This is a genomic window from Streptomyces sp. NPDC006739, assembly GCF_042869815.1.
GTDB lineage: Bacteria > Actinomycetota > Actinomycetes > Streptomycetales > Streptomycetaceae > Streptomyces.
In genome coordinates, this window is record NZ_JBIAGM010000006.1 from 193,074 (window position 1) to 211,458 (window position 18,385).

General features: G+C 71.8%; 17 protein-coding genes. 13 read left to right on the forward strand and 4 right to left on the reverse strand.

Annotated elements, in window-relative coordinates:
- The first annotated feature begins 42 nt into the window (after positions 1-42).
- From ACFYMM_RS15225 to ACFYMM_RS15260, 8 genes are all read left to right on the forward strand, one after another.
- The gene (locus ACFYMM_RS15225) at positions 43-1,767 is read left to right on the forward strand and encodes a hypothetical protein (RefSeq protein WP_388386704.1); all 1,725 of its coding nucleotides are present in this window, start codon (positions 43-45) and stop codon (positions 1,765-1,767) included.
- A 94-nt stretch (positions 1,768-1,861) separates the two neighbouring features.
- On the forward strand, positions 1,862-2,359 hold the full coding sequence (locus tag ACFYMM_RS15230; protein ID WP_388386350.1) for a MarR family winged helix-turn-helix transcriptional regulator: 498 nt from the start codon (positions 1,862-1,864) through the stop codon (positions 2,357-2,359).
- A 114-nt stretch (positions 2,360-2,473) separates the two neighbouring features.
- Positions 2,474-4,282 (forward strand): methylmalonyl-CoA mutase family protein, encoded by a 1,809-nt coding sequence (locus ACFYMM_RS15235; protein WP_388386352.1) that lies wholly within the window; start codon positions 2,474-2,476, stop codon positions 4,280-4,282.
- On the forward strand, positions 4,282-6,456 hold the full coding sequence (scpA, locus tag ACFYMM_RS15240) for a methylmalonyl-CoA mutase (RefSeq protein ID WP_388386354.1): 2,175 nt from the start codon (positions 4,282-4,284) through the stop codon (positions 6,454-6,456). The genes ACFYMM_RS15235 and scpA overlap by 1 nt, the downstream gene beginning before the upstream one ends.
- Before the next feature lie 5 nt (positions 6,457-6,461).
- The gene (gene meaB, locus ACFYMM_RS15245) at positions 6,462-7,478 is read left to right on the forward strand and encodes a methylmalonyl Co-A mutase-associated GTPase MeaB (RefSeq protein ID WP_388386356.1); all 1,017 of its coding nucleotides are present in this window, start codon (positions 6,462-6,464) and stop codon (positions 7,476-7,478) included.
- Between the two features lie 78 nt (positions 7,479-7,556).
- Positions 7,557-8,891 carry a PP2C family protein-serine/threonine phosphatase gene (locus ACFYMM_RS15250; protein ID WP_388386358.1) on the forward strand — a complete coding sequence of 445 codons (1,335 nt, stop codon included), beginning with the start codon at positions 7,557-7,559 and terminating at the stop codon, positions 8,889-8,891.
- Between the two features lie 80 nt (positions 8,892-8,971).
- Positions 8,972-10,012: an MASE1 domain-containing protein gene (locus ACFYMM_RS15255; protein WP_388386360.1), complete on the forward strand. Its 1,041-nt coding sequence runs from the start codon at positions 8,972-8,974 to the stop codon at positions 10,010-10,012.
- Between the two features lie 68 nt (positions 10,013-10,080).
- Positions 10,081-11,040, forward strand: coding sequence for a hypothetical protein (locus tag ACFYMM_RS15260; RefSeq protein WP_388386362.1), 960 nt, complete (start codon positions 10,081-10,083; stop codon positions 11,038-11,040).
- 92 nt (positions 11,041-11,132) lie between these two features.
- Here ACFYMM_RS15260 and ACFYMM_RS15265 read toward each other — a convergent pair whose 3' ends face one another.
- The 4 genes from ACFYMM_RS15265 to ACFYMM_RS15280 form a co-directional block, all read right to left on the reverse strand.
- Positions 11,133-12,236, reverse strand: a complete 1,104-nt coding sequence (locus ACFYMM_RS15265; RefSeq protein WP_388386364.1) for a rhamnogalacturonan acetylesterase — start codon at positions 12,234-12,236, stop codon at positions 11,133-11,135.
- A 63-nt stretch (positions 12,237-12,299) separates the two neighbouring features.
- On the reverse strand, positions 12,300-13,355 hold the full coding sequence (locus ACFYMM_RS15270; protein ID WP_388386366.1) for a glycosyl hydrolase 53 family protein: 1,056 nt from the start codon (positions 13,353-13,355) through the stop codon (positions 12,300-12,302).
- A 107-nt stretch (positions 13,356-13,462) separates the two neighbouring features.
- Entirely contained in the window at positions 13,463-14,806 is a 1,344-nt protein-coding gene (locus ACFYMM_RS15275) for a right-handed parallel beta-helix repeat-containing protein (RefSeq protein ID WP_388386368.1), read from the reverse strand.
- 387 nt (positions 14,807-15,193) lie between these two features.
- The gene (locus ACFYMM_RS15280; protein WP_388386706.1) at positions 15,194-15,622 is read right to left on the reverse strand and encodes a winged helix-turn-helix transcriptional regulator; all 429 of its coding nucleotides are present in this window, start codon (positions 15,620-15,622) and stop codon (positions 15,194-15,196) included.
- A gap of 111 nt (positions 15,623-15,733) precedes the next feature.
- Between ACFYMM_RS15280 and ACFYMM_RS15285 the strand changes: the two genes are divergently transcribed.
- The 5 genes from ACFYMM_RS15285 (at position 15,734) to ACFYMM_RS15305 (ending at position 18,379) form a co-directional block, all read left to right on the forward strand.
- Entirely contained in the window at positions 15,734-16,441 is a 708-nt protein-coding gene (locus ACFYMM_RS15285) for a DsbA family protein (RefSeq protein WP_388386371.1), read from the forward strand.
- A gap of 42 nt (positions 16,442-16,483) precedes the next feature.
- Positions 16,484-16,639, forward strand: coding sequence for a hypothetical protein (locus tag ACFYMM_RS15290; protein ID WP_388386719.1), 156 nt, complete (start codon positions 16,484-16,486; stop codon positions 16,637-16,639).
- Positions 16,640-16,674: 35 nt separating this feature from the next.
- The gene (locus tag ACFYMM_RS15295) at positions 16,675-16,866 is read left to right on the forward strand and encodes a DoxX family protein (protein ID WP_388386707.1); all 192 of its coding nucleotides are present in this window, start codon (positions 16,675-16,677) and stop codon (positions 16,864-16,866) included.
- Positions 16,867-16,924: 58 nt separating this feature from the next.
- Positions 16,925-17,587, forward strand: a complete 663-nt coding sequence (locus tag ACFYMM_RS15300) for an NAD(P)-dependent oxidoreductase (protein WP_388386374.1) — start codon at positions 16,925-16,927, stop codon at positions 17,585-17,587.
- 66 nt (positions 17,588-17,653) lie between these two features.
- A complete protein-coding gene (locus tag ACFYMM_RS15305) occupies positions 17,654-18,379 on the forward strand; it encodes an SDR family NAD(P)-dependent oxidoreductase (protein WP_388386377.1) in 726 nt (241 codons plus the stop codon).
- Positions 18,380-18,385 lie beyond the last annotated feature (6 nt).

An 18,385-nucleotide genomic window follows, 5' to 3' on the forward strand; every position in this document is an offset into this window, starting at 1 on the left:
CCCGCATAGCTTCGCGTCGTGCACTTGGCAGAAACACAGCAGGTGGCACCCGGCCGGCGGACGCAGTCGGCGGTGTCCGCCGCCTCCGGAGCCGTCGAGGGGCCCGCGCAGTGGCACCGTGTCCTGACGCTCCTCGCCGACATCAGCCTCTTCATCGGCACCCGCACGGTGTGGACGCAGGCGGCGACGCACCGGCTGCTCCTCGCGGCGGTCATCTCGGTCTGTTACGCCTCGATCCTGGTGACCGGCGTCCTCGCCCTGACGGTCCGCCGGGCCCGTTCGCTGGCCCGCCTGGACCTGGTGGTGCTGGTGACGGCGGTGACACTGATCCTGTGCACCCTCGCGCTGAACCACGCGGGCGGCGACGAGTCGGCCCTCACCACCCAGGCCGCCAGGGAGCTGGTCGCCGGGCACACGGTCTACGGGCAGCCCTGGGCGTGGCTCTTCCACAGCAGGAACATCGCCATCACGCCGACGGCCGACGGCGGTTACGACTTCACGTACGGCTATCCCCCGCTGACCCCGCTGCTGACCGCGCCGCTGCTGCGGCTCGGCCACGGCGGCGCCCCGGCGACGGTGGCGGCCACCGCCGCGCTGATCGCGGGGGCGGTCGCGCTGTGGAAGATGCTGCCGGTGCCGTGGCGTTCGGCGGCGACGATGGTCTGTCTGGGCTTCGGCTTCCTGCCGACCTACGCCCGTCAGGGCTATCCGGCGATCATCGCCCTGGCGCTGTTGGTGCCGGTGGTCGTGCGCTGGCCCCGCATCGGGCAGGGCGGCCGGCTCGGGGCGGCCGGGATCGCGCGGGCCGCCTGTCTCGGGGCCGCGTGCGCGGCGCAGCAACTGCCGTGGTTCGTCACCCCGTTCCTGCTGGCCGGGATCTACGCGGTGCGCCGCGGCGAGCTGGGCCGCCGGGAGGCCGGGCTGGTGGTGGCGCGGATCGTCGGCCTCGCGGTCACCGCGTGGCTGCTGATCAACATGTACTTCATCGTGCAGGAGCCCGGCCCGTGGATCCGCGGGATCGCCCTGCCGCTGACCCAGGGCGCGGTGCTGCACGGCCAGGGCCTGGTGGGTGTCTCGCTGTACTTCACGGACGGCAGCGACCGGCTGGACTGGTACGGCCACGCGAGCATGCTGTTCGCCGCCGCCCTGCTCGCGCTGTTCGTGCTGTTCGTACGGCGGCTGGGTCCGGCGGCGACGGTGCTGCCCTGGCTCGCCTTCTACCTGGCGACCCGGTCCCAGGACGGCTACTACCTGATGATGACCCCGCTGTGGCTGGCGGCGGCGGTGACCGCGCCCCTGTCGGAGTTCCGGCGTGCCTGGCAGCCGCGCCCCCGGTGGCTGACCGGCCCGCGCCGCCGTCCGGCGCTGATCACCGCGGTCGTCGTGCTGATCGCCCCCGCCCTGGTGAGCGCGACGCTCGCGGTGTCGGGCCACCCGCCGCTGAGGATGCGGGTCACGGCGGCGCGGTGGGCCTCCAAGAGCGCCGTCTCCCGGCTCACCGTGCGGGTCACCAACACGGCGGACGGGCCGCTGACCCCGCACTACATGCTCACCACCGGCCAGGGCATGAGCCGTTACTGGTCGATCGTGCACGGCCCGGCCACCGTCCCCGCGCACACGACGGCGACGGTGGAGCTCCGGCCCGCCACCCGCACCTTCTCGCTGCCCGGGCGCGGCGCCCGCATCCGGCTGCGCGCCTTCACGGCGAACCCGCAGACGCTGTCCACCCAGGACGTCCGCCTGCCCGGCAAGGGCAGGACCGGCTGACCCGGGCCCCCGCACCGGCCCGGTCCGCCGCCACGGCCCGGGCCACCTCGCTGTACCCGTCATCCAGTTTTGCACGATAGGTAGAATCGGCCGTATGGCCCTCTCCACCGAAGACCCCGACGACCAGAGCGGATGCCCCTCCGCGCGGGGCGGCGGGGTGCTCCCGGACGAGCTGCGCGCCTGGATGCTGCTGCTCGCCGCCACGGGCTCGGTGGAGCAGCGGCTGCGCTCGGCCGTGAAGGAGAACCTCGGCATCTCCCACGACGAGTTCCTGATCCTGTGCCTGCTGGCCGAGCATCCCCGCGACGGCGTGCGGATGACGCGCGTCGCGGACCTGCTGGGCCGCCCCAAGACCCGGCTGACGTACCAGATCGCCTGCCTGCAGCACGCGGGCCTGGTCACCCGCAAGCCGGTCCGTGACGACCGGCGGGGTGTCGAGGTCGCCCTCACCGACAAGGCCCGCGACCAGCTGCGGGAGACGTCCACGCTGCTCGCCCGCACCGTCAGGGAGGCCCTCGCCGACACGATGGGCGACACCCAGCGCGCGGCCCTGTGCTCGCTGGTGCCCGACCTCGCTGGCGAGGCCTCCTGACCGCGCCCGACCGGCCGTCCGGCCCATGGGAGGCGCAGGTCACAGCCGCGAGGAGGGCAACGTCACAGCCCCCGTTCCGCTGTCAGTCGAGCGGCCTGCCCTAGCATCCGAGCCATGACGGTCCTGCCTGACGACGGGCTCTCACTGGCCGCCGAGTTCCCTGACGCGACACATGAGCAGTGGCAACTCCTCGTCGAGGGTGTGCTGCGCAAGTCCGGCAGGGATGTCTCCGGCACGGCCGCTGAGGACGCCCTGTCCACCACGCTCGAGGACGGGCTGCGCACCCGGCCCCTGTACACCGCGCGCGACGGCGCGCCCGACTCCGGCCTGCCCGGGTTCGCCCCGTTCGTGCGGGGCGGCCGCCCCGAGGGCAACACCACGGGCGGCTGGGACGTACGGCAGCGGCACGCGGCGCTCGCCGACGGCGCGGTGCTGACCGACCTGGAGAACGGCGTCACCTCGCTCTGGCTGCTCGTGGGCCCGGACGGCATCCCGGTGTCCGGCCTCGGCAAGGCCCTCGACGGCGTCTTCCTCGACCTGGCGCCGGTCGTCCTGGACGCGGGCGCCGACACCGAGGCCGCGGCCGCGGAACTGCTGCGGCTGTACGAGGAGCGGGGCGTCGACCCGAAGACGGTGCGCGGCAACCTGGGCGCCGACCCGCTCGGCCACGAGGCCCGCACCGGCACCGCGTCGCCCTTCGGGCCGGCCGCCGCGCTCGCCCGGCGCTGCGCCGAACGGTATCCGGGCCTGCGCGCGCTGACCGTGGACGCGCTGCCGTACCACGAGGCGGGCGGTTCGGCCGCGCAGGAGCTGGGCGCCTCCCTGGCCACCGGCGTGGCCTACCTGCGCGAGCTGACCGGGGCCGGTCTCGGCGTGGAACAGGCCGTGGGCCAGCTGGAGTTCCGCTACGCGGCCACCGCCGACCAGTTCCTGACCATCGCCAAGCTGCGCGCGGCCCGCCGGCTGTGGGCGCGGGTTGCCGAGGTGTGCGGGGCGCCGGGCGCCGGCGCCCAGGTGCAGCACGCGGTGACCTCGCCGGTGATGATGACCCGCCGCGACCCGTGGGTGAACATGCTGCGCACGACGGTCGCGACGCTGGCCGCCGGGGTCGGCGGCGCCGACTCCGTCACCGTGCTGCCGTTCGACCACGCGCTGGGTCTGCCGGACGCGTTCGCCCGCCGTATCGCCCGCAACACGTCCACGATCCTCGTCGAGGAGTCCCATCTGTCCCGGGTGATCGACCCGGCGGGCGGCTCCTGGTACGTCGAGCGGCTGACCGACGAACTCGCCCACGCGGGCTGGGAGTTCTTCCGGTCCATCGAGCGCGACGGCGGCCAGGCGGCCGTACTGCGCTCCGGCCGGATCCGCACGGACCTGGCGACGACCTGGGCGGAGCGCTCCAAGAGGCTCGCCAAGCGCAGCGAACCCATCACCGGGGTCAGCGAGTTCCCGCTGCTGGCCGAGAAGCCGGTCCGGCGCGAGCCCGCTCCCGAGCCGCCGTCCACCGGACTGCCGCGGGTGCGCCGCGACGAGGCGTACGAGGCCCTGCGCGCCCGTTCCGACGCCCATCTGGCCGCGACCGGCTCCCGTCCCCGGGTCTTCCTGGCCACGATCGGCCCGGCCGCCGCCCACACCGCGCGCTCCACCTTCGCCGCCAACCTGTTCCAGGCGGGCGGCATCGAGCCGGTCACCGACGGCCGTTTCGAGGACAGCGGCGCCACCGAGGCCGTGCTGTGCTCCAGCGACGCGCTGTACACGGAACAGGCCGAGCAGGCCGCCGCGTTCCTGAAGGCCTCGGGCGCCCGGCACGTCTTCCTGGCCGGCCGGCCCGCCGAGTACCCGGGCGTCGACAGTTACGTCTTCGCGGGCTGCGACGCCGTGGCCACGCTGTCCGCGACCCTCGACCGCATGGGAGTGTCCTGATGGGAATCCCCGACTTCTCCGGCATCGAGCTGGGGACGCCGGCCGTCGACGGCGGCGCGGAGGAATGGGCCACCGCCGTCAAGCGGGCGACCGGCAGCGAACAGCCGCTGTGGGAGACCCCGGAGGGCATCGCCGTCAAGCCGCTGTACACCGGCCGTGACCTGGAGGGCCTGGACTTCCTGGGCACGTACCCGGGCATCGCGCCGTATCTGCGCGGCCCGTACCCGACGATGTACGTCAACCAGCCCTGGACGATCCGCCAGTACGCGGGCTTCTCCACCGCCGAGGAGTCCAACGCCTTCTACCGGCGCAACCTGGCGGCCGGTCAGAAGGGTCTGTCGGTCGCCTTCGACCTGCCCACCCACCGGGGCTACGACAGCGACCACCCGCGGGTGACCGGTGACGTCGGCATGGCGGGCGTGGCCATCGACTCCATCTACGACATGCGGCAGCTGTTCGACGGGATCCCGCTGGACCGGATGACCGTGTCGATGACGATGAACGGCGCCGTGCTGCCGGTGCTGGCGCTGTACATCGTGGCGGCCGAGGAGCAGGGCGTACCGCCCGAGAAGCTGGCCGGGACCATTCAGAACGACATCCTCAAGGAGTTCATGGTCCGCAACACCTACATCTATCCGCCGAAGCCGTCGATGCGGATCATCTCCGACATCTTCGCGTACACCTCGCAGCGGATGCCCCGCTACAACTCCATCTCCATCTCCGGCTACCACATCCAGGAGGCGGGCGCGACGGCCGACCTGGAGCTGGCGTACACGCTCGCCGACGGCGTCGAGTACATCCGGGCGGGCCGGGAGGCGGGCCTGGACGTGGACGCGTTCGCGCCCCGGCTGTCGTTCTTCTGGGCGATCGGCATGAACTTCTTCATGGAGGTCGCCAAGCTGCGGGCGGCGCGGCTGCTGTGGGCCAGGCTGGTCTCCCAGTTCGACCCGAAGAACACCAAGTCGCTGTCGTTGCGCACCCATTCGCAGACCTCGGGGTGGTCGCTGACCGCGCAGGACGTGTTCAACAACGTCACGCGGACCTGCGTCGAGGCGATGGCGGCGACCCAGGGCCACACCCAGTCGCTGCACACCAACGCCCTGGACGAGGCGCTCGCCCTGCCCACCGACTTCTCGGCGCGCATCGCCCGCAACACCCAGCTGCTCATCCAGCAGGAGTCGGGCACCACGCGGGTGATCGACCCGTGGGGCGGCAGCGCGTACGTGGAGAGGCTGACGTACGACCTGGCCCGCAAGGCCTGGCAGCACATCCAGGAGGTCGAGCAGGCGGGCGGCATGGCGCAGGCCATCGACGCCGGCATCCCCAAGCTGCGGGTGGAGGAGGCCGCCGCGCGCACCCAGGCCCGCATCGACTCGGGGCGCCAGCCGGTGATCGGCGTGAACAAGTACCGGGTGGACAGCGACGAGCAGATCGAGGTCCTCAAGGTCGACAACTCCTCCGTGCGCGCCCAGCAGATCGAGAAGCTGCGGCGGCTGCGCGAGGAGCGGGACGAGACCGCCTGCCGGGACGCGCTGGACGCGCTGACCCGGGCTGCCGACGGCGAGGGCAACCTGCTGGAGCTGGCCGTGCGCGCGGCCCGCGCCAAGGCCACCGTCGGCGAGATCTCCGACGCCCTGGAGAAGGTGTACGGCCGGCATGCGAGCCAGATCCGTACGATCTCCGGTGTGTACCGCAGCGAGACAGGACAGTCGCCCTCCGTGGACCGCACCCGCGCCCTGGTGGACGCGTTCGAGGAGGCCGAGGGGCGCCGGCCGCGCATCCTGGTCGCCAAGATGGGCCAGGACGGCCACGACCGCGGCCAGAAGGTGATCGCCACCGGCTTCGCCGACCTCGGCTTCGACGTCGACGTCGGCCCGCTGTTCCAGACGCCCGAGGAGGTCGCCCGGCAGGCGGTCGAGGCGGACGTGCACGTGGTCGGGGTGTCCTCGCTGGCCGCCGGTCATCTCACCCTCGTACCGGCGCTGCGCGAGAAGCTCGCCGAGGAGGGGCGCCAGGACATCACGATCGTGGTCGGCGGTGTGATCCCGCCGCAGGACGTGCCGGTGCTGCTGGAGATGGGCGCGGCGGCCGTGTTCCTGCCCGGGACGGTGATCCCGGACGCGGCGTACGACCTGGTGAAGCGGCTGTCGGCCGACCTCGGCCACGATCTGTAGGCCCCATGGCAGCGATCGAGCTCGACACGTATGTGAAGGGTGTGCTCGAGGGGAAGCGGGCGCTCGTGGCCCGCGCGATCACCCTCGTCGAGTCCACCCGCCCCGCGCACCGGGCGCTGGCGCAGGAGCTGCTCACCGAGCTGCTCCCGCACAGCGGCCGGGCGCGGCGGATCGGCGTCAGCGGGGTGCCGGGGGTGGGCAAGTCGACGTTCATCGACGCGTTCGGCACCCGGCTGACCGCGCTGGGTCACCGGGTCGCCGTGCTCGCCGTCGACCCCTCCTCGACCCGCACCGGCGGTTCCATCCTGGGCGACAAGACCCGCATGGAGCGCCTCGCGGTCGACCCGAACGCGTTCGTCCGCCCCTCCCCCAGCGCGGGCACACTGGGCGGGGTGGCCAAGGCGACCCGCGAGTCCATGGTGGTGATGGAGGCCGCGGGCTACGACGTGATCCTGGTGGAGACCGTCGGCGTGGGCCAGTCGGAGACGGCGGTCGCCGACATGGTGGACTCGTTCCTGCTGCTGACCCTGGCCCGCACCGGCGACCAGCTGCAGGGCATCAAGAAGGGGGTCCTGGAGCTGGCCGACGTGATCGCCGTCAACAAGGCGGACGGGCCGCACGAGCGCGATGCCCGGGCCGCCGCCCGTGAACTGGCCGGGGCGCTCCGGCTGATGCACGGCAAGGAGGCGTTCTGGACGCCGCCGGTGCTCAGTTGCAGCGCGCGCGAATCGTCCGGACTGGACACCGTCTGGGAGCGGCTGGAGCAGCACCGCGCCCTGCTGGACTCCACCGGCCGGCTCGCCGCCAAACGCCGGGACCAGCAGGTCCACTGGACCTGGGCGATGGTCCGCGACGAGCTGCTGGGCCGGCTGCACGCCGATCCGGCGGTGCGGGAGGTCGCGCCCGGACTGGAACGGGCGGTGCGGGAGGGTTCGTTGACCGCGACGCTGGCGGCGGAGCGGATCCTGGGGGCGCTCGGCAGCCGACCGGGCAATTCGGGCCATTCGGATGTGTCATGCTAATTTCGACACATTGACCGCTTTCCTGTTCTGCCGTACCCGCTGTGGTCTCGATTGATCAGGGTCGCGTCAGGAGGCCGGATGGCGGGAAAGGACGAGTGGACCTCGGCGGGGCAGCCGGACCTTCCCGATCTGCACCTGCGGCTGAGGGCCGAGGTGGGCCGGATCGACGAGCAGCTGCGCGCCCTGCTGGACGCCATGGACCGGCTGCAGGGCCTGCTGGACGCGGTGGTGGCGATCAGCCGGGAGGTGGAGCTGCCCGCCGTACTGCACCGCATCGTGACCACCGCCATGGAACTGGTCGGGGCCCGCTACGGGGCGCTTGGCGTGCTCCACGAGGACGGCGAGCGCCTGGAGCAGTTCATCCCCGCCGGCCTGTCCGAACAGGAGTACGCCGATCTGGCCGAGACCGGCCTCCCGCGCGGTCTGGGCGTCCTGGGGCACCTGATCCGCCACCCCGAACCCCTACGGGTCCACGACATCCCCGCCCATCCGTCCTCGGTGGGCTTCCCGCCCGGCCACCCGCACCTGCGCAGCCTGCTCGGGGTCGCCATCAGCGTCCGCGGCGAGATATACGGCGATCTCTACCTCTCCGAGCGGCGCGACGGACAGCCCTTCGACGTGCACGACGAGAACGTCCTCGTCGCCCTGGCCAGCGCCGCAGGCATCGCGATCGACAACGTCCGGCTGTTCGAACGAGTGCGTGTCGGGGCCGAGCAGTTCCAGCGGCTGCTGCTGCCGACCCTGCCCGACCTGCGGCCCTTCACCGCGGCCGCCATCTACCGGCCCGCCGCCCAGCCCAGCCAGCTCGGCGGCGACTGGTACGACGCCATCCCGCTGCCCGACGGCGTGGTGGCCGTCGTCATCGGCGACGTGGTGGGCCACGATCTGCAGGCCGCCGCCGCCATGGCCTCCACCCGCAACATGCTGCGCTCCCTGCTGTTCGACCGCGACAATCCGCCCGGCGCCATCCTCGCCAAGCTCGACCGGGCCCTGCAGGCGATCACCAACAACCCCGTCACCACCACCACGCTGGCGCGCATCGAACCCGAGGGCCGGGGCTGGCGGCTGCACTGGAGCACGGCGGGCCACGTCCCGCCCCTGCTGATCGCCCCCGGCCACCCGGTGGAGTACCTGTTCGCCGAACCCGGACTGCCCCTCGGGGTGGACCCCGAGCAGCCCCGCCCCGACCACTCCCACTTCCTGCCCCCGAACGCCGTGGTGGTCTTCTTCACCGACGGGCTGGTGGAGCATCCCGGCCGTTCCATCGACGACAGCCTCGACGAGCTGGCCGCCCTCGCCGGCGGATGTGCGGCCCTGCCGCTGCGGGAGTTCGTCGAGGCACTGGCCGAGCACCACCCCAGCGACGGCCACGACGACATGGCCATCCTCGCCCTGCGCACCCCGCACGCCTGACCCGCTCGACGGCGCTTTGGACCGTCCGGGGGATCCGGCGGATGATGGATCCGGGGCGATGTCGACGCGGAGGTCGCCCGATGACTGTGGCGCGGCACGAACGGCTCCGGCGCGGTGGCCTGGCCATCCTGGAGATCTGCGCCGTCGCCGCGCTGTACTACGGCTCGGGCAGGCTGGGGCTGCTCCAGCAGCTGGTGCGCGGCCAGGTCACGCCCCTGTGGCCGCCGACGGGCATCGCGCTGGCGAGCCTGCTGCTGCGCGGCAGGCGGATCTGGCCCGGGATCGCGCTCGGCGCGTTCCTGGTCAACGCCCCGCTCGGGCCGTCGCCACCGGCCGTACTGGTGATCGTGGCGGGCAACACCGTCGCACCGCTGTGCTCGTACTGGCTGCTGCGTCGTTCGAGGTTCCGCCGGGAGCTGGACCGGCTGCGGGACGCGCTCGCGCTGATCTTCCTCGGCGCGTTCACCGGGATGCTGGTCAGCGCGACGATCGGCAGCGGGACCCTGGCCCTCGCCGGGGCACTGAAGGCCGCCGACTTCTGGCCGACGTGGTCGGTGTGGTGGACCGGCGACGCGATGGGCGTGCTGGTGGTGGCGCCGGTCCTGCTCGTGCTGCGCTCGGCACGACCGCTGAACGCTCCGCTGTCGCGCTGGGTGGAGGGGCTGCTGCTCCTGGCGGCCACCCTGCTCGTCGGTTTCCTGGAGACCGGCCACACGCCCCTGCTGTTCCTCGGCTTCCCGCTGCTGATCTGGGCGGCCTTCCGCTTCCAGCTGGCCGGGGCCGCGCCCTGCGCCCTGGCCGTGTCGACGTACGCGATCATCGCCGCCACCCGGGGGACCGGCCCGTTCGCCGGTCAGGACCTGCTCGCGGACATGATCACCCTGCAGGCCTTCAACGGCTCCTCCTCACTGACCGCGCTCCTGGTCGGGGCAGCCGTCAGCGAGCGCAACAGCACCCAGCGGGAGATCGCCCGGGCCTGCGGGCAGCTCGCCGAGATGGTGGCCAGGATCGCGGCCGGCGGCCGGCAGCCGCCGCTCCGCGACGACGACGGCGACGGCCACGGCCACGGCCACGGCGGCACCCGGGAGGAGCACGGCGGACGGAGCAGGAGACCGGCCTGAGCACGACGGCGGCGGAACTGTGGGCTCCACCACTGCGCCGGTGCTGCCCCGCCTGATCCACTGGCCCGATGCGAAGATCCACCCCCCTCGTCCTCCTCCTCGCCGCGTGCGCCGCGCTGACCGCCTGTGACGCCGGCGTCCCGGGCGTCAGCACGCACACCGCACCGGCCTCGGACAGCGATCTGAACAGCACCGCCGCGCTCCCCCTGGGCCGCTACACCTTCGGCCAGGACGAGGAGAAGGTGCTCGACCGGGCACGGTGGACCCTCGGCAAGAAGTGCATGGTCGGCCTCGGCTTCTCCGGCTTCACCGTGTTCGACCCGGGCAGCGGGCCCGGCACCGCACTCGTCCGGCCCGCCGAGCCGGGCACCATCCGCCTGCCCTCCACCGACCTGGACCTGGGCGACAGGCCGTACGGGATCGACGACCCCGGCCAGGGGGCCCGCACCGGCTACCACGGCCCGGCCTCCCCGCACGACGACCGGCAGTGGCCGCTTGACCAGTACCTCGCCCTCACCGGGGACCTGCGGCCCGGCGATCCGAAGCAGGTCCACGGGCACCCGATCCCGGAGGACGGCTGCCTCGGCCAGGCCGACCGGCGCCTCTACGGATCCCGCCCCGCCAGGGGGAAGATCGCCGGACTCCGTATGACCGGCTACGACCTGACCGTCCTGCGTTTGATGCGCCAGGGGAACCAGCGGGCGCTCACGGATCCCGGCCAGCGAAAGGCCGACGCCGCGTGGTCGGCGTGCATGAAGCACGAGGGCCTCTCCTACAAGCACCCGACCGACGCCCAGTACCGGGCGCAGTGGTACGCCTCCGACACTGCGTCCGCGCAGGAGCGGCGCACCGCCGAGGCCGACGCGAACTGCAAGCGGAGCACCGGTTACCTCAAGGCCGCGCACGCGGTCGACGTACGGATCGAGGAGCAGCTGATCCAGCAGAACCGTACCGAGCTGGACGGCATCGCCCGCCGCAACCGCGCGGCCCTGCGGACCGCCCGCACGATCACCGCGGGCCGGTCCTGAGGCGAACCGAGCGGGACCGGCGGACACCGGGTCAGCCCTGCTCGGAATGAGCAGCCGGCCGATCGCCTCCGCGGCCTCCCGCGGCTCGGTGTTCAGGCTACCCCTCGGAGGTAGGGGGCCAGCGGGAGGTGCTGGTCACGGATGCCCTGGAGCACCAGGCCGGCCATCCGGGTCGCGCCGGTCTGCGAGAAGTGGGTGTTGTCCGTGACGCCGTCGACCGAGCCGCGCAGGTAGAGCTGCGCGGAGGCGGACGGGCCGAGGGATTCGACCAGGGCTCTGCTCATGGCGGTCAGGTCGATCACCGGCACCCGCTGGGCGGCCCCGACCGAGCGCATCTCGGCGGGCAGGTCCACCCCGCGGCCGTTGACGTGGAGTGCGGTGGGCGTCAGCCGGTTCCCGCTGAACAGCCGGCGCACCGGCGGCGTCACCAGGACCGGGACGCCACCCTTCGCACGGACCCGCGTGATCATGGACGTCAGATTGCTCCGGTAGGCGGACGCGGAGGTCTGCTTGTCGTTGTGGCCGAACTGGACGAAGACGAGATCGCCGGTCCCGACCTTCGCCAGCAGTGCCGGGAACAGCGCCGGGTTGGTCAGGAAACTGCCCGAACTCTCCCCGGAGTCGGCGTAGTTGGCGATGACCGCGCCGGGTCCCACCGAGGCCGTGATCATCTGCCCCCACCCGGTGTACGGGGCGGCCGGCTGGTCGCACACCGTGGAGTCACCCGCCAGGTAGGCGACCAGCGGGTGGGTCGCCGGTTTCACCGAGACGGACGAGACCCGGGGGGTGGCCCCGGTGAACCCGATTTCCAGACCGGGGTCGCCGGTCCCTCCCTGTCCGGTCGGCTGCCCCTCCGGCTGGCGCACGTCGACGGTGAACGCGTACGTGGTGACGGTCCCGGCGGCCGTGCTCGTCGGCGGGAGCATCAGTCGCCGGGCCTCCACCCACATCCCGGTCTGCCCGGCCGAGGCGCCGCCGAGGGAGACGGTCACCTCGTAGTCGCCGGGCGCGACCGCGTAGTGGCAGGTGATCGGCGAGGTGCCCGAGCAGCCGGCCGGTACGGCTCCGGGCCGGGCGGCGTCCGCGTGCGCCGCCCCGGTGCACAGCAGCGCCGCGAGAGTCAGCAGGCCGGCCGCCGCGGGCCGGGCCCCGCGCCCTCCACGGCGCCGCGACGGCATGCGTAGCGACACGCCCATTTCAATCACCTGTCCCTGGTCGTCGAGCGGGGAGTTACGCGGGGAGGAGCCGGGGGCCGTCGCTCAGGCCTGGGTGAAGCCGTCCATGATGACGGTGGGCCGCTTGCTGGAGGAGTCCCAGGCGCCCATGCCGTAGCCGGTGAACGGGGACATGCACTCGGGTTCCCAGTAGAAGATGCCCTGCCCTCCCGCGGCCTTCAGTGCCTTGATGTAGGCGACCAGGGCGGCCTGGGTGGCGGACGCCTTGCCCACCGGGCCGCCGAACTCGGACTGCATGAAGGGCTTGCCGTAGGCGGCGGAGATCTTCCGCATGTTCGCCACGATGCCCTGGGCGAGACTCGCGCTCCCGTAGGACGAGAACACCGACATGTCCCACTTGCCGCCGGCCGCGGCGTACCGGCTGAAGAACGTCGTCATCGCGTCGTACTTCTGCGGCTGGGCCAGGTGGACGCAGACGGTGGTGTTCGGCGAGACCGCCTTGACCCGGGTGTAGGCGGCGTTGAGCAGCCCGGTCATCTGCGCCGGACTGGAGACGCCGCCGACGGGACGGCAGATCCCGCTGTTGATCTCGTTGCCGATCTGCACCCAGGTGGGCAGCACGCCGTTGTTCTTCATGACCGTCATGCTCTGGTCGACGTACGAGCTCATCGCGCCGAGCATCTGGCTGTAACCCATGCTCTTCCAGGCGGCCGGCGGGTTCTGCACGCCGACGGAGTTCCAGGTGTCGCCGAACATGTAGTCCAGCAGGACGGACATCCCGGCCGCCTTGACGCGCTTGGCGAAGGCGGCGACCTCCTCGATGCCGCAGTGCCCGTCGGTCGGGCTGCTGGACGGGTTGACGAAGGTGCGCAGCCGGACGGCGGTGACGCCGTACCCCTTGAGGATGGCCAGCAGGTCCTGCGTCTGGCCGCTCGCGTTCTTCCAGGAGTAGCCGTGCGCCTCCATCTGCGGCGCCCAGCTGATGTCGACGCCCTTGACGAAGCCCGCCGCGGCCTCGGCCGGCGTCTGGAGTTCGGCGAACGCGGCGGCCGTGGCGAGCGCCCCGGCCGTCGCGGTGGTGGCCTTGAGCAGACCACGGCGGCTGATCCGCCCGGAACCGGAGGCCTGGGTCGGGGACATGGTCGCTCCTCTCCGGCCGCCGGCCGCGCGTCGGACAGCGCGGCCGGCGGACAGGGGGTGGGGGGATGTGGGGGGATGTGGGGGATGCGTGGGGGTACATGTGCGTCTCAGGGTGTTTCGAAGGCGCCGAGGTCCGGGGCCCGGCCCGTGTACGGCAGACCGACGTCGGTGCCCTGGTCGATCAGGGCACTGTTCGCCGCGAGGTGCAGCTGGGGCAGTGCGGGCAGACTGCCGTCGGACGTGCGGGGCGCGTCCCAGCCGGACGTCGACACGCTCCGGAACTGCGCGTCCGACAGGGTGACGCCCAGGTTCCAGGAGTTGTTGGCGGCGGCCGTCCCGGTCATGTTCGACAGCAGGGTGCCCTTGTAGGCGATGTTGTTGCGCAGGTTGCCCAGACCGACGGCGGCACCGCTCGACGAGATCCCGAGCATGTTGAAGTCGGGGTGGTTGGCGTACCCGGTGTTGTTGAAGAAGTCGTCCGCCACGGTGTGGTGGTTGGCGTAGAAGCCGGACGCCCGGTTGTCGAAGGCCACCGAGTCGCGGACGGTGTGCTTGACGCCGTTGGATACGTACTTTCCGCCGTAACCTCCGGCCTTGAAGCCGTTTCCGTTGCCGGACGCGGTGGTGGTCCCCGGCAGGTATCCGTTGAGCCAGGCCCACGAGTTCTCGATGGTGACGGACGAGAACGCGTTGATGAGGTCGAAGCCGTCGTCGGAGTTCCACCAGGCGCGGTCGCCCCGGAAGACGTTGCCGGGGTGGTTGGCCGAGATGTGGGCACCGAAGCCGTCGGCGCTCTCACCGGCCCCGTTGGAGGTGTGCGGGTCGTAGTTGTGGTGGGAGTCGCAGTTGAGGACGAGGTTGCCGCCACCGTCCTGTATGAACAGGCCGGGGCCCATGTTGTGGTGCAGGTCGAGCTGTTCGAAGGTGTTGTCGCTGCCGGAGACCCAGACGCCCCACGACTCGTGATTGAGGTTGTTGTTCTGGGGCACGCCGGTGACTTCCAGCCCCTTGAGGTGGATCCAGTCGCCGGTGACGTCGAAGCCCTTGATCCGGCAGTCGTCCTTCACGCGCGAGAAGTCGAAGACCGGCCTCTCGCCGGGATAGGCCCAGTAGCGGATCGGGTGTCCCGAACTGCCGCTCTTGTTCAGGGTGATCGCGTCCACCCGGTCCGTCTGGCTCCTGCAGCCGCTGTCCGCGCCGGTGTAGGAGTAGGTGCCGCCCCGGACGTAGACCGTGTCACCCGCCTGCGCGACCGACTGGGCGTGCGCGATCGACGCCCAGGGAGCGGCCTCGGTACCCGCGGCACCGTCACTGCCGGTGGGGGCGACGTAGTACACCTTGCCGCCGTCCGCCGCACCGCTCGCCGTGGGGGCACCGAGGGCGAGCGCGGCCAGGCCGAGCACGACCGGCGAGACCGGAAAGGAGCGCGTCAGGGCCTTGGAACGTTTCATTCTCACTCCGTGCGGCTCAGAGCCTGTGGGGGTTCGGCGGTTCGCAGATGATCACCGGGTCGGCCGTCTCGCGCGGTCCAGGCCGACGAAGGCACCACCTGAGTGGGAGCGAACACAGACACAAGAGTGCGCTCCACCTGCGTGATCAGGGAAGGAAGACGTCTTTTTCCGGACCACTGATGGGAACGCTCCCACACGAGATGACTTTCAGTCTCCCGACCGGGCATGTATCTGTCAATCGATGGTGCGCCGTTCGTTCGGTCGCAGCCGCCCGAGCACGGGACGAACGGCGCGGGGGCGCCGGTGAGGGTGATCGTGCCCGCCGTCAGCCCGTCGGCCTTCGCGGAATCGGCCACCTATGAAACAACCGGCCGCGGGCTCATGCCGTCAGGACTTGACTGTGGCGGCGCGGTCACGGTTGGCGCGGATCTCGTCGTGATGGTCGGCGGCCCAGCCGATCAGGGACGTGACGATCTCGTGGAGGCCGCGACCCAGCGAGGTCAGGGTGTACTCGACGCGCGGTGGCACTTCGGCGTAGGCGGCGCGGCTGATCAGGCCGTCCTGCTGGAGCTGGCGCAGGGTGAGGCTGAGCATGCGCTGGGAGATCCCGGGGACCTGGCGTTGCAGGTCGGTGTAGCGCAGCGGGCCGGACTCCAGGACGGCGATCAGCAGCAGGCTCCATTTGTCGCCCACACGGTCCAGGACCTCGCGGATGAAGGCCATGTGCTCGGCGGGGATTGCCGCACACGGTCCGATCGCCGCGGTCCCGGCCGCCTCCCCCGCTACGGCCGTCGCCGCTTCGCCAGCCCGTTCCATCACGCACATTCCTCTCCGGTACGCACACCGATGTGCCTTTTGTATCGCCTTCCATACTGCTCCATCATGCCGTTACGAACAAGTCGTCGGAATTGGAGGTGCGTGGTGCAGGTGGACATCTGGTCCGAGGTGACGTGCCCCTGGTGCGGGCTGGGCCATCACCGTCTGGAGCGGGCCGTCGAGCGGTTCGAGCACGCCGGTGTGGTGGAGGTGGTCCACCACTCGTTCCCGCTCAGCAGCAGCTTCCCCGAGGGGCGCACGTTCTCCGTCCGCGAGGCTCTGCTGCGGCAGCACGGTGTGGGCGGCAGCCAGGCCGAGTCCTCGACCCGGCGGATCGAGGCGTTGGCCGCAGCCGAGGGCTTGAGCCCGTACCGGGTGCTGGACAACCAGGTCGGCAACACCGACCTGGCCCACGAGTTCCTCGCCCATGCCTCCGCCCAGGGCAAGGACCGCGAGGCCTGGGACGCGATCTTCGACGCCTATTTCGGTAGGGCCGAGTCCGTCTTCTGTCTCGACGACCTGCTCGTCCTTGGCGACCGGCTGGAGCTGGACCGCGACGGGACCCACCGGGCTCTCAGCGACCGCCGCTACCAGCAGCAGGTCCGGGATGATGCGCTGCGCGCACAGCGCCTGGGCGCGACCGGTGCCCCGTTCATCGTCGTCGACGGCCGCTACGGCGTCCCCGGAGCCCAGGACAGCGACACCCTGCTCGACCTGCTCCGTAAGGCCTGGGACGACACCCACCCGGTCGCCTCCGCCGTCGGCGGCGACGCCCCGGTCTGCGGCCCGGACGGCTGCGCGGTCCCCGCGCGCGACTGACCCCCGCCGCTCGCCTTCGCTTGATCGGTGAGCGATCCAGATATGAGGAGTGAGATGTACGTCCTGCTGTGGGTACTGCAGGGGCTGCTGGCCGCGATGTTTGCGATGGCGGGTGTCATGAAGGCGACCCAGCCCATCGACAAGCTCGCTGGCACCCTGCCGTACGCGAGGACCTGGCGCCGGGCACGGTTCGGCTGATCGGGGCGGTCGAGCTGGCCGCCGCGCTCGGGCTGATCCTCCCCGCCGCCACCGGCATCGCGGTGGTCCTCACGCCGCTGGCCGCTGTCGGCCTTGCGGTGGTGATGGTGCTGGCGGGCGCCTTCCACATCCGCCGTGGCGAGTACAGCGCCATCGGCTTGAACGCCGTCCTGCTGGCCCTGTCCGTCGTGGTGGCCTGGGGCCGTTTCGGGCCGTACTCCTTCTGAACCCGCCCCTGTTGACCTCAATGACCCAGCGCTCCGGCCCAGAAAGGTGATGGCTTTCATGACTGACCTGCTCGTTCTCGGCGGCAGCGGCCGCACCGGCATCCACGTGCTGGCGCAGGCGGCCGAACGGGGCCACCGCGTCCGCGCCCTCGTGCGCGATCCGGCCGCCGTCCGCGCCCCGACCGGCGTCGAGTTGATCCAGGGCACGCCCGCGAACATCGACGACATCCGCACGGCCGCCAAGGGCACCCAGGCGGTGATCAGCGTGCTGAACAACGCCCGCGCCTCCGACAACCCCTGGGCCAAGCCGGCCAGCCCGCCGATGTTCATGACCGACGCCGCCCGCAACACCCTGACCGTCATGGCCGAACAGGGCATCCGCCGGATCGCCCTGACCTCCTCACAGGGCGCCGGCGACGACTGGGCCCGCCTCAACCCCCTGGTGAAGGCGTTCATCAACCTGTCGAATATCAAGGCCGGCTTCGCCGACCACACCGGCGTCGACCAGGTCGTCCGCGCCTCTGACACCGACTGGACCCTCGCCCGCGCCGTCGCCCTGACCGACAAGCCCGCCGCCGGCCCACTGCGCGCCGCCGAGGTCGGAGGCATCAAGCCCGGCCCCCGGATCAGCCGGGCCGACCTGGCCCGCTTCCTCCTCGACGTCGTCGACCAGGACACCTGGATCCACGCCGCTCCCCTGGTGTGGAACGCCCGCGGCTGATCTGCCGCACACCACACCTCACAGCCACAACAGCCCCAACCGTCTGAATCTCAAGGAGACTTCACCATGTCCGAAGCGTCCAAGGTGATCGCTGTCTTCGGTGCCGGCAAGGGCCTCGGCGCCTCGGTCGCCCGCCGTTTCGCCCGCGAGGGCTTTCGCGTGGCGCTCGTCGCCCGCGGCAAGGAGCGCCTTGACGCCCTCGTGGCGGAGCTGAAGGCCGAGGGCATCGACGCGACCGGCTTTACCGCCGACCTGTCCAAGCCCGAAGAGGTCCCGGCCGCGGTCCATGCCATCCGCGACCGCTTCGGCCGTATTGACGTGGTCGAGTACGGGCCGATCAGCGGCGAGCAGGCCTTCGCCCCGGCCGCGGAGCTGGACGCCGCCACCCTCGAAAAGGACAGCCCGTTGCTGCTGCTCACCCCGGTCGAGGTGGCTCGCGCCGTTCTGCCGGAGTGGAACGAGCGCGGCGACGGCGCCTTCCTGATGACCACTGGCGGCACGGCCGGCTACCCACGCCCCTTTGCCAGCGGGGTCGGTCCGCTCATGGCCGCCGCCCGCAACTGGATCTTCTCGCTCAACGGCGAGGTGGCCCAGGCCGGCATCTACGCCGGAACCCTGTCCATCGCCGCGTTCATCGCGCGCAGCGAGATGGGCGAGCTCGCCGCCAAGAGCCTGGCCGAGGCCGGCTCCGTCGAGACGGGTCCGCTGGTCGACCCGGACGAGCTTGCCGAGCAGTACTGGGACATGTACACCAAGCGCGACCGCGTCGAGCAGCTCTACCCCCAGGCGTAGCCCCGA